Genomic DNA, 13,253 nt, shown 5'->3' with positions numbered 1-13,253 from the left:
CTACTTGGGCGAGGCCAGGGACACCGGCGGCTCGGGGGCCTTGGGCGCTTCGGGGGCCTTGGGCGGGGCGGCCGGCGAGGAGTCCTGGGGGGCCACGCTCTTGGGCAGGTCCGTGCGGATGCGGCTCTCCTGCAGCTCGATGTCCACCGACCTGGGCACCGGCACGTCCAGCAGCGCCTGCCAGGCGCCGTTGGGCGTGGTGAAGAGGAAGCTCACCGCCACGGCCTGCTCCGGCGGCAGGGGGATCTTCACCTGCTTCGTGCGGCTCGGGTAGATGACCACCGTCTGGAGCACGGACTCGTCCGGGCTGATGACCTTGGCCGCGACGTCCGCGTAGCCCTCCGTCATCGTCGTCTTCGACACCGTGCGGACCAGCATGTACAGCGGCCGGCCCTGGTTGGTGCCCGCCGGCGCCTTGACGTTCACCGTCAGGCTGGGCGCCGCGCAGCTGCCCACCACCACCGCCACCGCCGCCGTCACCAGCCCCGCCGCCAGCCTCACGCCGCTGCCCTTCATGGCACCACCCCACGGAATGGCGCCCAAGGCTCGCCGCGCAGCCCGAAGCTGATCTCCAGCACCTTCTCGTTCGCCGCCAGCCCGCGTCCGGGCAGCACCCACACCACGTTCGACTGATCCGTCAGCGTCGCGGACTCCAGCAGGCGGAAGCAGTTCCAGGACGACTCGGACATCTCCATGGAGCGGTAGCGCTTCCCGTCCCGCGACGGCGAGCGCAGCTCCACGCCAATGGACGACGGCTGCGGGCTCCACCAGCTCAGGGGGAACTCCCCCCACGCCGGCCGCTGGTTGAAGCCGAACGACGCCGCGCCGCCGCACTTCAGGTACGACAGCGTCACGAAGCTGTCCGGCGTGGGCGCCGTCGGCAGCGGCAGCGGACGCACCTGCATCGCGAGGGGCCGCGGCTTGCCCTCGTCGTCCCACAGGAGCTTCGACAGGCGGCCCAGCTGGCCCAGCGCGGAGAGCATGCGCGGCGGCAGGAGCAGCCGCGACTTCAGCGGGTAGCGGATCGACCAGTCCGACCCGCGCTCCTCCACCACCGGCGACAGCACCTGGGTGACGAACTGCCAGAAGGCCCCGTCCTTGCGGCGCAGCACCTCCAGCTCCACCGGATCCACCTCCTGCGACGCGCTGGGGTTGAACGGATAGCGCTTCACCAGCGGGTCCAGCGTGCGGCGGGCCTGGTACGTCCACTGCTCCGCGATGACGCGCTCCAGCTCCGCGCGGCCCCGGTTGCGCACGACGACGAAGGGCTGGCGGAACGGCAGCCGGAACTCGCCCACCAGGCCGTGCTGATCCAACCACGCGTCCACCCGGCGCAGGTAGGAGTCCTCCTCCTCCAGCAGCATGCTCAGCGCCACCCGCCCCACCGGCGACAGCATCTCCGCCAGCTGCGAGCCCGCCGACGACGCCGTGGCGCCCGCCGGCGCCGCGGGGTCCTTGGGCGCCGCGGGCTTCACCGGCGCGGGCTTCACCCCGGACAGCTCCTGCTGAAGCTGCGACACCAGCGTGGTGTAGGCCGCCAGCTCCGCGAGCGCGCCGGCCTTGTCCGGCGTCATCAGCTGCACCACCGGCTTGAAGGGCGCCACCGCCTCGCGCATCGGCGCGTAGTACTCGCTGTCCAGCGGACCCACGCCCGCGCGGACCGCCACGTCGCGCAGCATCGCCTCCAGCGGGGAGGACGGCTGCAGCAGCACGGACAGGTCGCTGGCCAGGGAGCCGCGCGGCGTGGTGCGGAAGCGGTAGCCCCGGTAGGTCGCGTAGAGGTCCTGGCCGTAGCGCTTCGCGAACGTCTCCACCTTGTTCTGCACGAAGGCGGCGCGCTCCACGGCCTCCTCGCGCGACAGGCTGGACTTGGCCAGCCGCTCGGTGAACTCGTCCACCAGGGGGCTCAGCTGCGCGTCGAAGGCGGCCTTGCCCAGCACGCGGCCCACCACCGGGGCCTGCCCGCTGGCGAACTCCGTGTCGTCGTCCCCCACTCCCTCGGAGGCGACCTCGGACGTCGTCTCACCCGTGCGCGAGTTGAGCGCGCTGCCGTCGAACGGCGTGCGGCCCGTCTCCTTCAGCGTGCGCAGCACCTTGTCCAGCAGCTGCCGCGACACGTCCATCGGGCGGAACTCGTAGTCGCGCCGGAGCACCTCCACCGAGTAGCGCGCGTCGCCGTCGCTGGGGGCGAAGAGGCCGTCCGCGCGGGTGAGCAGCTCCGCGGGCGTCATGCGGGCGGCGGCGCGCAGGGCGGCGTCCGCTTCGTCCTCCATGCGCAGGATGGCCTCCAGCGTCTGGCGGTTCTGGCGCAGCCAGTCCAGCGAGTCCAGCAGGCTGCCCACGCCCTTGAGCTGGCTGGCGTCCGGCTCCGCGTCCGACGCGTTGATGAGGTCCATCACCCTGCGGGCGGAGCTGTACGGCGCCGTCTCCTCCAGCGAGGCGCGAAGCCGCTCGCGATCGTCGCCGAGCGCGCGCCACCGGGCCAGGTCCAGCTCCTTCGCGTCCAGCGCGTCCCGCAGCTGCGTGAAGTGATCGCGCCACGGGCCCAGCAGGCCGTCCAACGTCAGGTAGGAGAAGGGCCAGCGCGTCCAGGGGACGTTCTCGTCGAAGGGCTTGTCGCTGGCGATGACGTAGTTGGCGATCATCGGCTCCGCGAGGCCCATCGCATCCAGCCAGTTGGGCTCCGGGTCCGCCCCCGCCAGGCTCAGCCCGAAGGCCTCCGCCGTCCACTCCAGCTGCTTCTTGTGCGCGCCGTGCACGCTGCGCAGCACGAACTGGCCCAGGTCCTCGTTGCGCGAGGCGTAGAGCACGCCCAGGGTGTAGAGCACCTGCTCCGGCCGGCAGAGCGTCTCCTGGTGGCAGCCGTCATCCACGCGGGGCGACGGGGGCAGCGGCGTGGCGCGCGTGCTCCGGCTGGCGAACGCGGGCGCGGGCTGGCAGCCGGGAATCTCGCTCGCGCAGCGCCGGCACTGGTCCTGGCACCTCTCCAGCATCGGCTTCAGGTAGGACATCCGGATGCTGCGCGCGAGCCGGGCCCGCAGCTCCTCCCACTCGTCGGTGAAGCTGTGGGCCAGGGGCGGCCAGTAGCGCGTGGCGCCCCAGAGGTCCTCCATCGCCCGGACCGCTTCGTTCGTCTGGGACTCCACCACGGAGCCGGACACGCTCTGGTTGCGCTCCTCCAGCCGCTGCACCGTCACCTGGAACGCGTCCAGCTTGTCCTGCGCGCGCAGGAGCAGCTGGTAGAAGTGCGCGTAGGCCAGTAGCACCGGCAGGCAGCCCACCGCGAGGATGGCCGCGCACCGGCGCAGGTGCGTCCAGCGGTAGTCCCGGACCAGCTGCTCCACCGGTTGATCCGCCTGCACCGCCAGCGCCCCGGTCGGCGGGACGTCCTTCCCCTTCGACGCCAGGTAGACGCGCTGGAGCCTCAGCGGGTACGCCAGCGAGCCGCCCTCCAGCAGCGTGGACACGAAGCGCCCCAGCACCGCGAAGGCCTCGCCGCCGAGCGCGTAGAAGGACGCCAGCCGCTCGAACGCGTCCGGCGCCAGCGAGGTGAGCCCCAGCGCCAGGTACTTCTCCATGGGCTGGAGCGCGTTCGCCAGCTCCCCTTCCCTGCCGGCCGGCGGCACCGCCAGCTGCAGCGGCACGCCGTTCGCGCGCAGCAGCTGCGCGAAGTCCGCGTAGCCGTCCAGCGTGTCCATGTGCGTGAGGACCAGCCGCGTCTCCACGGGCGCCTGGCACACCTCCGCCAGGAGATTGACCTTGCCGCGCAGGAGCTGCGTGACGCGCTTCACCTCGTCCGGAGAGGTCTCCAGCAGCCAGTTCACCTTCAGGACGATGACGACCCGGCCCACGTGCTTGCGCCCGAAGGTGGCCCTCCACAGCCGGCGCAGCGCGCGCCGCGCGTGGTGCGAGTCGTCCTCCAGCACGGGCGCGGCCAGCTCCTGCACCACGACCTCCGGCCCCAGGAAGATCTTGAGGAGCGGGTCGTCCGTGTAGCTGGGCATGAACTGGCGCTTCTGCCGCTCCCAGTCCACCTCCGCTTCAATCAGGTCCGACTTGCCGCTGCCCGCGGGGCCCAGCACCACCAGCGTGGGGAAGTCCCGCACGGACGCGCGGAAGCGCCACGGCAGCTTCGCCAGGAACTGCCTGCGGATGGCCAGCAGCTGTCCCGACGCCAGCGGCTTCTGCTCGCCCGCGAGGGACGGCCCGCGCCGCCGCTTGCGCCACCAGAGCGTCACGCCCACGCCAATGGCCGCGAGCACCACCACGATGCCCAACACGAGCACCCAGTGGGCCTTCAGTGCGGCCAGGATGGACTGGAGCGCGCCCACGGTCAGCCGCCGCTCCTTCCGGCCGGCGTCACCGCGAGCTGGAGCGCTTCCATCACGTCCTCCGCCTCCTCCAGCGTCGCGGTGAGCTTCGCGCGCAGCTTCTCCTGCTCCAGGGGCGACGGCAGCGTCCCGTCTCCGGGCGGATCCAGCGCCACCAGCCCCTCACGCACGGAGTCCAGCAGGGGCTGCACGCCCTCGCGCAAGGTGCCCAGCTGGACGCCCACCTGCTGCTCCAGCGCGTCCAGCAGCGCGAGCGCCTTGGGCGGGGCCTTGGGGGCCGGCGCGGGAGGACGGCCGTCGCGGGTCGGGAAGGGCCTCAATTGGAGACCCACCACAGGAAGACCGGCAGGCCCAGGACGATGGCGGCCGTCACGGCGTAGTAGCGCACCGGGAAGTCATAGACGGCGGGCACCGCGGGCTGCACCACCGGCGCGGGCGGCGCCATGGCGGCCGGCTGCGGGATGCGCTGGGAGATGCGGTCCTTCAGGTCGCGGATGCGCTCCGGCTGCCCCACGAGGCGGCCGGTGAAGCCCGCGGCCAGGCAGAAGCGGATCATTTCGAAGACGATGGAGGGGGTGTCGTTGCGGCGCAACTTCTCTTCCACGAAGTCGTAGAAGAGGTCTCCGCCCGAGTCGACCTGGAACAGGTTCTGCTGCAGGAGCGGCCAGAGATGTTGCTCCGCGTCCGACAGCCGCCGCAGCACCCACTCATCCAGGAAGAAGACGAAGGGGCGGATCAGATCCTCCACCTCGTCCGGGCTCATGTCCGCGCCGAACGCGGCGCGCAGGCGCTCCAGCTCCACCATGAGCGCCTGCTCCAGGTGGCCCAGGGCCTCCTGCCCCACCCTGCCCTGCGGCCGGCGCGCACCCGGGGCGGGCTCGGCGGGCAGGGCCCGGTCGAGGAGCTGGCGCACGCGACGCTGCGTGGCCAGGAGAGTGTTCCAATGCTCCAGTTTCATGCGTGTGTTTGTCTATGTTGGAAGCTGTAGCGGCCCCAGCCCCGCCACCGAGGCCTTGAGCTCGACGGTCGCCTCGTTGTTCCAAGCATCAAGCAGGTCCCTCAACTGCTCAAGAAAGCAGATGACGACAGGCTCGAAGCTCTGGTCGAAGGGCTCCATCACGGCCTCGTAGGCGTGGCGGAGCCCCGACCCCTTGAGCGCGCTGTCGGGCACGACACTGAACTTCAACTCCTTGAGCCACGGAAGGACGCGGCGGAACGGGCTCTCCGCGGGCGTCCCCAGGTGACCCAGCAGGGCGACCACCTCGTCCCGCCCCAGCGTGGGCTTCGCCTTCCATGCGAGGAATTGCGTCAACGCCTCCACGTCATCCCGTAGCACGCTGTCGCGGTGGGGCAGGAGGCCGCCCACGGTCTGGAACTTCAGGCCCTCGATGTGGCGGCCCGGCACGGACACCTCCACCCTGCCCGCCGCCTGCGCGGAGAACTGCGGCTGGTGCCACAGCGCCTCCAGGACAATCTTGCGCGGGGCGGTGAACGCCTCCGGCATGCGCACGATGAGGCTCTGCCGGGACGTGAGCTTCTCGTCGAAGGTCTCGTCCACCTCGTAGCTGGGCCCCTTGCCGGGCAGGAACGCGGGCCGCAGCGGGGACAGGCCCGCCTTGGTCATCTCGAAGACGCCCGTCACCGAGTGCAGGCTGAACTCGCGCCCCGCGCTCATGCTGAGGATGGGGTGCTCCGCTCGCGTGCCGTCCGCCACCACCACCTGCGCGGGCTCCGCCTTGAGGTTCACCACCGGCACGCTGAAGAGCTGGAAGAAGTCCGGGTGCAGCGACCGGCCCACCGTCCAGTCCTTGTCCAGGTCCAGGCAGAGGCAGAAGCGCATCCAGGAGCTGCCGCGCGGCGGCGGCACCTTCACGTGCACGAAGAGCTGCTGCTCCGGGAACTGGAAGAACGCGCGCAGGCGCTGGAACGGGTGCGCGTAGAGGCCGCTGTCGTCCGGCGCGGGCGGGTCCCGGTTGAAGGACACCTCGCAGGGGCTGCCCACGGAGTGCTCGTCCGCCTGCTCGTCGTAGACGACGCTCACCTGCTTCAGGTGCTTGCGCAGCGCGTGGAACACCGCCAGCGACGAGCGGTACTCGTCCAGGTGCCGCACGTGCAGGCTGAGCACGTCGATGGCGTCCTTGCGCGCGAAGCGGGACTCGAAGCGCAGGATGAGCCGGTGGCCGCTCCTCACCTGCGGCACCACGTCCGTGCCCTTGAGGAAGATGGGCAGCACGCGCAGGTCGCGCTGGAGGCGGAAGGAGCCCGCCACGCCCTCCGCGGGCGTCAGGCGCAGCTCCGTGCCCCGGGTGAGGAGCACCGGCTCCACCATCTTCTCCGTGGGCACGGCCTGCGCCATGCGCGGCGGGCACGGGCTCCAGCAGGAAGTCGAAGAAGCCCGCGAACAGCCGGCGCCAGGTGGAGCGCAGGTTGTGCAGCGTGGCGTGCCGCGTCTGCACGGAGAAGAACGCCATCGCCTCGATGAGGCGGCGCACGTCCGGGTCCTCGCGGTCCAGCGGAGCCGCCGGGTGCCGCTCCTGGAAGCGCTGCCGGAAGCGCTCCAGCCCGTCCAGCTCCGACAGGAAGTCCAGGTAGATCTTCTCCGAGAAGTCCTTCACCGCCCGCTCTCCCGCCGTCCGTCGAGTGTTGCCATGTCTTCCGTCAGCCCAGCTTCACCAGCGAGCCGCCCACGCTGGTGATGGAGCCCTTCAGGTTCGCCATGCCGGAGCTCTCCAGGTCCAGCTTGCCGGTGCCGGACACCTTGGTCATCGCGCCGGACAGCTCCGCCTGGGACTTGCCGGCGAGCTTCAGCGTCACGCCGTCCACCTTCGCCTCGCCGCCGGAGGTCACCATCTCCGCGCCCATGTTGCCCTTCATGGCCAGCTTGGACGTGGCCTCGATGTTCACGTTGGCGCTGGAGGACAGCTTCGCGTCGCCGGTGGCCGTCTGGGTGAGCTTGGCGCTCGTCTTGAGCGTCATGTCCTTGGTGCTCTCCACCGTGAACGTGTCCTGGCTGGTCCACTTGGAGACGCCCTTGGACTTCATCGTGATGGTGTCGGTGTCGAAGGTGAGGTCCTTCACCGTGACGACGATGCTGTCCTGCTTCTGCACGATGGTGCTCGTCTCCTGCTGGCCCTTCACCGTGATGGTGATGCTGGTGCCGTCCATGACGAGGGTCTGGGTGATTTGATCATCCGCGTTGTCGACCTGGACGGTGATGCCCTTCTCCTTGTCCAGCTCGATCTTGCAAACCAGCGTGCCCATCGGGTCCCTCCCGCCTTTACGCGGACTCTTCCTTCACCAGGATGAGCAGGTTGCCTTCCTTGAGCTCGATCTTCTCCGTGTCGCTCTCGTTGGTGCGCATGAGCCGGAACAGCGGCTTGTTGTCCTCGTAGAAATGCCTCATGGAGGTGCCGCTCGTCGTGGTCTTGCCGACGAGCAGGTGCACGCCCTGCCCGTCCGAGGGCAGCCGCGCGCCCGCCCGCCAGTCCAGGTGGCGCTTGAGCCACGCGCGCAGGAAGTCCAGCGCCACCAGCACCCGGGCGCCCTTGTAGGCCGGGAAGTAGAAGTGCCCCGGCTGGAGGTTCGCGTTGAAGGGCACCTGGACGATCTGGTTCGCGAAGAGCGGCAGCTTGACCTTGTAGCTGTCGAGCGAGGTGGCCTCGTCCGTGTACGCCTGCCAGGTCTCGTCCTTCTGCTCGCCCACCTCGCTGACGATGAGCCCCTCCACGAAGCGCGGGTACACCGGCGCGATGAAGGGCGGCAGGTCCACGTGCTTCTCGTCCTTCTTCTCCAGCCGCGTGGTGAAGGAGAGGAGGTAGCGGCTCTCCGGCTTGGGCCGCCGCGCGCCGCCCTCCCCTTCCCCGTCCGCGCCCGGCTCGTCGCCCTCCGGGGGCAGCGGCTCCGCGCGCAGGCTCATCCGGCGCACCCGGAAGTCTTGCGTGGACGGCACGCCCGCCGCCGTCCAGCCGGCCGTGTCCGGCAGCTTCACCAGCGCGCCCGGGGCGAAGGCCACCGCCGGGAAGCGGTTCCAGTCCAGCTCCACCTCCAGGCCGCGCACCTTGAGGCGCGCGGTCTCCAGCGTCACGCGGGCCTGCACGTCGTCCGCGATGTCCGTGCGCAGCAGCACGTCCTGGCGGATGCCGGTGACGGCCTGGGCGTTGGTGATGGCCTGGTTCTTGGGGCTCTCCGCGGCGGCGTTGAGGATGGCCACGTCGTGGCGCGCCACCTCCGGGAACACCACCGCCACGCTGTCCACGTCCGCCGCGCGCAGCGTGAGCGGCGTGCCGGTGGCGTCCTTCGCCGCGCGCAGCTGGTAGCCCTGCGCCGTGTAGTCGTACGCCAGCACGCCGTCGCGCGTGTGCGTGAACCAGACGACGAAGTCGTAGAAGCTGGCGCCGGCCTCCGGCGTCAGGCCCAGGAAGATGAGCGGCAGCGTGGCGTCCAGCTGCGCGGCCCAGTCGTTGGCCAGGGAGATCTTGTCGCCCTTGTGCGCGTCCAGCACGTCCTGCAGCGTCTTCTGCGTGTAGAGCACGCACGGGTGGTGTTGCGACCAGAGCAGCCGCGCGGGGTCCACGAAGCGCACGGTGTAGTGCCGGTAGGTGATGCCCGCGCCCTTCACCTGGGCGACGCCCTCCTCCGTGAGGGCCTTGTCCAGCCCCAGCCCCTTCACCTTGAGCGACGTGAAGGTGGGCTTCGTCGCCGTGTCGGAGTGCACGGCCTTGAGCTCCAGCGCCACCTCCACCAGGTCCGGCTTGAGGAAGTCCGCCAGCAGCGCGTCCTGCTTCTGGCCGCCGTGCGCCGTCTCGTCGAGGACGCGGAACTCCACCCGCCCCTCGTGCCCCCAGCCGTGCAGGTCCAGCTCGAACGCGAGCACGTCCGACGAGGGGATGGCGTGCGCCGTCCCGCCGATGGTGAGCGTGAGGCCCAGGTCCAGGCGGTCGGCGAAGGCCATCAGGTGTCCTCCGCCTGCACGCGCACCCGGCCGGTGGTGGAGTGGAACATCAGCGTCAGGTGGCACGGCTGTTCGTCGAACGTGCCCTTGCAGTCGAAGTACAGCCACAGCGCGCTGTCGCGGCCGCGCAGCTTCACCTCCGGCTCCGCCAGCCGGGGCTCGTGCTGGGTGATCTCCTGCTGGATTTCAGCGGTGAGCGCCTCCACCAGCTCGCGCGTGCCCAGCTTCTCCGTGTACCCGCCCAGCCCGAAGTCGTGCATGAAGAAGCCGTAGCCCTTCTTCGTGTTGAGCACGGCTTCGATGTTGCGCATCACGTGCTCCAGGCTGTCGCGCACGTTGGCGTGCTGCCTGCGGCCCGCGAACTTGTCCAGGAACGGTGCGCGCGCCATGGCGTCTAGCTCCTCCGCCAGAACAGCGACGTCTGGGCACCCCGGAGCGCGGGCGTCACGTAGAAGGCCAGGCCGTCCTCGCGCAGCGCGTGCTGCCACTCCTCGCCGTTGCTCAGCAGGTACCAGTCAATCTCCGGCCCCAGCGCGTGCGGGAACGACGGATACGGCACGTGCTTGAAGGGCACGCCCTTCAGGGCCTGCCGGCGCACCAGCGGCAGCCGCGAGGGGCTGGCCAGCTTCACGCCGTCCAGCGGCGTGCGCTCCCCGGGCTGGGTGCGCTGCACCAGCAGGTACGCCTCGCTGGCGGAGCGGATCTCCGGCGGCAGCGGCGTGAGCTGGAACTGCCCCTCCTTCGCCTGGAAGGCCTTGTGCGTGGAGCGCGTGGCCTCCGGCTGGAAGCTGCGCTGGAGCAGGCGGATCCACCCGCCCAGGGACTCGTTCAGCCCCTCGTGCTGGTACACGGGCATCTGGTCGTCCGGGAGCATCTCCAGGTAGCAGCACGCCTCGAAGTACAGCCGGCGCAAGGCGTCGAACAGGTGGTACGGGTGCACGTACACCTGCCGGAACATGTCCCGGCGCAGCGCGATGAGCCGCTGCACCTCGAACAGGGCCCGGCGCGCGTTGGTGAGCCGGTCCGTGCGCAGGTACGTGTCGGAGATGTTCGTGAGCAGCTGCTGGCGCACCTGATCCAGCAGGTCGTCCAGCGTGCCGAGCAGCTTCTCCAGGAAGGGGTTGGGCCCCACCAGCAGCAGCGCGGGCACCCAGTCCGTGGACGTGTGCCAGGCGCCGTCCTCGTCCTGGGACACGGCGGCCAGCCCCAGGGACGCGACGGTGCCGTCCAGCACCGGCTCCGTGGACAGCTGCAGCTTGTGCAGCACGCGCTGGAGCACCGGCGGATCATCCGCGTACAGGCGGATGCCCTCCGCGCTGACGGTCTCCTTCATCACGTGCAGGTAGACGATGAACTCCGTCCTGCCGACGGCCTCCAGCGACAGCGGCGCGATGACGGCGTTGCCCGGGACGTCCAGCAGGTCCCCGGTCTTGGTGACGACGGTGAGCGCGGAGATGGACAGGCTGCCGCTCTGGAGGAGCGACTCGTTCCAGGCCATGTTCGCGACGCCGTAGGACGGCAGGCCGGACAGCGTGGCGTGGAGGCGGATCTCCGCGTCCAGCGCGTCCTCCTGCGCGACGAAATGCTCCGGCAGAAGCGTCTGGCCTACGTGCCAGCGGACCCGTGCGAGCTTGTACCGCTGCATGCGCCGTTCTTTCCTTCCACCCGCCTGACCCAGGCCGGGAGCGAGTCCTGCTCCCAGCCCGGTTTAGACGCAGACCGCGGCCGACGCTACTTGGCGGCCGCTTCGGTGATGCCCCACTTCTTGGCGATCTTCTTCGTCGACGAGGTCGCCAGGTTCAGCGACTGCTCGGACGCCTGCGGCTTGATGCCGATCTGGAACGTGAAGTTCTTGGGCGACTGGACCTCACGCGACTCGTTGTCCGCGATGGACATGTTCAGGTCGTCGCCGTTCTTCTCCAGCAGGCCCTTCATCTCCGCGTCCAGGAAGTTGGACTTGAAGTACTTCTTCCCGATGGGGTCGTACTCGTAGATGACGTACTTGAAGTTCACTTCGATGTTGCTGAAGTTGCCCAGCAGCATCTCCGCGATCTTCTGCTTGTTCGCCACCGACACCTGGCCGGAGAAGTACATGGCGTCCGTCACGCCCGTGTCCCACAGGTAGTGGTTGAGCACGGCGACGACCTTGTCCGCGATGGCCGCGTCCGGGTTCTCAGGATCCTTGATGGTCTCCTGGTCCGGCGCCAGCGCCTCGCCGCCGATGGTGATGGCGGTGATGTAGCCGACGGGGCTCTGCTTGTCCTTCTTGAAGTTGAAGCCCTGATACACGTCCAGGTTCCGCGAAAACTGGGGCATCTGTCACTCCAGGGTAAGCGGGGCAGGCTCTCACCTGCCCCAAGTGGGATGCGGCCTAACCGAGCCGCGACTCGAGCATCAGCTCCACGTTGAGGCCTTCGAACTGGATGTGCGGGAGCACGGCCAGCTTGCAGTCGTACCAGCCGATCTCACCGGGGCGCGGGAAGACGGTCACGCTGCTGGCCTTGAACGGGAAGCGGCGCACGGTGAGGTCGTCCGGGTTGGCCACGGTCGTCACGTAGTTGGACAGCCACGAGTCCAGCTGGCGCTGGATGTAGGGCGCGTCCGCCGTGTTGCCGATGTTGTCGCGCATGATGCACTTCACGTAGTGCGCCAGCCGAGTGATGGAGAACGTGTAGGCCAGGTTGGTGACGAGCTGCGAGTTCTCCGAGTCCTTGGGGTCCTTGAACGTCTTGGCGACCTTGGCGGACTGGGTGCTGAAGAACGTCGCGTCGCTGGAGCCCTTGCGGTACACGAGCGGGATGAAGCCGCTGCGCGCGAACTCGTACTCGCGGTAGTCCGGGATGGCGATCTCCACCGGGGCCTTGATCTCCTCCTGGCCGCGCAGGGAGAAGGTGTCCACGGGCAGGCCGGTGATGAGGCCGCCGCCCTTGGGGCCGCGGATGGACTGGCACCAGCCGCTAATCTCGAACGCCTTCACCATGTTGCGCGCGAGCAGGATGGCGGAGTTGCCCCACAGGTACTTGTCGGAGTCGCCGCGCGCCGTCTCGGTGAAGTTGAGGACGTCGCAGGGGTTCTTGTCCGGGTGCCAGGGCAGGCGCAGCACGTAGCGCGGGAAGGTCAGGCCCACGTACGCGGCCTCCTCCGTGTCGCGGAACGCGTTCCAGCGGCCGAACCGCGGGTGGGCCAGCACGCCCTCCAGGTTCTTGATGGCCTCCATCTCCTCGATGGTCTCGCAGCCGAAGAACTTGTGGTTCACGGCGGAGATGAACGGCGCGTGCGCGGCGTTGGACACCTTGGCCATGCGCTGCAGCCAGGTGAGGTCCGCGGGCGTGGAGGAGAAGTCGTACAGGCCGACGATGGCGCCGAAGGGGCGGCCGCCGTACTGGTCGTACTCCTGGATGTAGACCTTGTCGAACAGCGCTCCGGCGAAGATGTTGCTGGAGTTGTTCTCGAAGTCCTCCGCCAGCTCATCCTTGGCGACGTCCAGGATGTCGATGGCGATGTTGGCCTTGAAGTTGGTGTGGCTGACCAGGTCGTCCAGGCCGCGCCACGTGGACTCCAGCTGCTGGAAGGTCTCGTTGTGGAGGATCTCGTTCATCTGCGCGTCGATCATGCGATCGATGCGGCTGATGACGTCCAGCACCTGGCCCTTGTCGAAGCGGGCGGTGTTGTCCGGGCCCTCCACGGGGGCCACGTTCTGCAGCAGCGCGGCGACGCTGGAGAGGAAGCGGCTCTCCAGGGTGACCTGCTGCTCGTCGGCGGCGGGCGCGAAGTTGGTGGTGATCATCGGCGCCGATTCCTGGGGCGGATCGAGCCGGACGCTGCTGAACAGGCGCTTCAGGTAGGTGGTCTCAGCCATGGCGGAGTCCTTTTAAGTTCGCGAAGGGAGGAAGGAAGGCGGATCAGGACGCGGCGGGCGGCTTGGCCCCGGCGGCGACGGTGGCGGCGACCGCGGCCGTGGCGGCGGCGGC

The 13,253-nt window shown here is 69.5% G+C and carries 11 protein-coding genes; all 11 read right to left on the bottom strand.

What is annotated here, in order from left to right; genetic code table 11:
• The 11 genes from ACLEQD_RS03160 to tssC all read right to left on the bottom strand — a co-directional run bounded on the left by ACLEQD_RS03160 (position 1) and on the right by tssC (position 13,141).
• Positions 1-516: a hypothetical protein gene (locus ACLEQD_RS03160; protein WP_410381676.1), complete on the bottom strand. Its 516-nt coding sequence runs from the start codon at positions 514-516 to the stop codon at positions 1-3.
• Positions 513-4,331: a type VI secretion IcmF C-terminal domain-containing protein gene (locus ACLEQD_RS03155; RefSeq protein ID WP_410381674.1), complete on the bottom strand. Its 3,819-nt coding sequence runs from the start codon at positions 4,329-4,331 to the stop codon at positions 513-515. The genes ACLEQD_RS03160 and ACLEQD_RS03155 overlap by 4 nt, the downstream gene beginning before the upstream one ends.
• Positions 4,332-4,333: 2 nt before the next feature.
• Complete coding sequence (locus ACLEQD_RS03150; protein WP_410381672.1) at positions 4,334-4,651, bottom strand: hypothetical protein; 318 nt, start codon at positions 4,649-4,651, stop codon at positions 4,334-4,336.
• Positions 4,648-5,289: a DotU family type IV/VI secretion system protein gene (locus tag ACLEQD_RS03145; protein WP_410381670.1), complete on the bottom strand. Its 642-nt coding sequence runs from the start codon at positions 5,287-5,289 to the stop codon at positions 4,648-4,650. The genes ACLEQD_RS03150 and ACLEQD_RS03145 overlap by 4 nt, the downstream gene beginning before the upstream one ends.
• Positions 5,290-5,301: 12 nt before the next feature.
• Positions 5,302-6,675: a type VI secretion system baseplate subunit TssF gene (locus tag ACLEQD_RS03140; RefSeq protein WP_410381668.1), complete on the bottom strand. Its 1,374-nt coding sequence runs from the start codon at positions 6,673-6,675 to the stop codon at positions 5,302-5,304.
• Between the two features lie 314 nt (positions 6,676-6,989).
• Positions 6,990-7,592 carry a hypothetical protein gene (locus tag ACLEQD_RS03135; protein WP_410381666.1) on the bottom strand — a complete coding sequence of 201 codons (603 nt, stop codon included), beginning with the start codon at positions 7,590-7,592 and terminating at the stop codon, positions 6,990-6,992.
• A gap of 16 nt (positions 7,593-7,608) precedes the next feature.
• Positions 7,609-9,282 carry a hypothetical protein gene (locus tag ACLEQD_RS03130; RefSeq protein ID WP_410381664.1) on the bottom strand — a complete coding sequence of 558 codons (1,674 nt, stop codon included), beginning with the start codon at positions 9,280-9,282 and terminating at the stop codon, positions 7,609-7,611.
• On the bottom strand, positions 9,282-9,671 hold the full coding sequence (locus ACLEQD_RS03125) for a GPW/gp25 family protein (protein ID WP_410381662.1): 390 nt from the start codon (positions 9,669-9,671) through the stop codon (positions 9,282-9,284). The genes ACLEQD_RS03130 and ACLEQD_RS03125 overlap by 1 nt, the downstream gene beginning before the upstream one ends.
• Positions 9,672-9,676: 5 nt before the next feature.
• Entirely contained in the window at positions 9,677-10,927 is a 1,251-nt protein-coding gene (tssK, locus tag ACLEQD_RS03120) for a type VI secretion system baseplate subunit TssK (RefSeq protein WP_410381660.1), read from the bottom strand.
• 86 nt (positions 10,928-11,013) lie between these two features.
• Entirely contained in the window at positions 11,014-11,598 is a 585-nt protein-coding gene (locus ACLEQD_RS03115) for a hypothetical protein (protein ID WP_410381658.1), read from the bottom strand.
• A gap of 55 nt (positions 11,599-11,653) precedes the next feature.
• Positions 11,654-13,141 (bottom strand): type VI secretion system contractile sheath large subunit, encoded by a 1,488-nt coding sequence (tssC, locus tag ACLEQD_RS03110; protein WP_410381656.1) that lies wholly within the window; start codon positions 13,139-13,141, stop codon positions 11,654-11,656.
• Positions 13,142-13,253: the final 112 nt, after the last annotated feature.

It is taken from the genome of Corallococcus sp. 4LFB, assembly GCF_046520365.1.
Classification (GTDB): Bacteria; Myxococcota; Myxococcia; order Myxococcales; family Myxococcaceae; genus Corallococcus; species Corallococcus caeni.
This window is presented reverse-complemented; position numbering and strand designations above follow the sequence as displayed.